Source organism: Sulfobacillus harzensis (genome assembly GCF_012933365.1).
Classification (GTDB): Bacteria; Bacillota; Sulfobacillia; order Sulfobacillales; family Sulfobacillaceae; genus Sulfobacillus_B; species Sulfobacillus_B harzensis.
Window position 1 is genome coordinate 1 of the sequence record NZ_JABBVZ010000380.1, and the last position, 247, is coordinate 247.

At 47.8% G+C, this 247-nt stretch carries 1 protein-coding gene; it reads right to left on the minus strand.

The genetic code is table 11. The features are described 5' to 3' along the window. Positions 1-247: MFS transporter (locus tag HIJ39_RS23570; protein WP_169103429.1), on the minus strand; the 247-nt coding region annotated here is incomplete at both ends.

A 247-nucleotide genomic window follows, 5' to 3' on the forward strand; every position in this document is an offset into this window, starting at 1 on the left:
GCAATCGAGCCAAAGTCCAACCAACTGCCCAAAAATCCGCGTTTACGATCAGGCGCATATTCTGCCACAAAAATCGCCGCGCCTGTGTATTCACCGCCCACAGAAAAGCCCTGTGCCAATTTAGCAATTAAGAGCAAAACAGGTGCCCAAATGCCGATGGTTGCATACGATGGAATGAGTCCGATGGAAAACGTACTCACAGACATAATGATGATGGTGATGGCTAGAATTTTCTGGCGGCCAAATT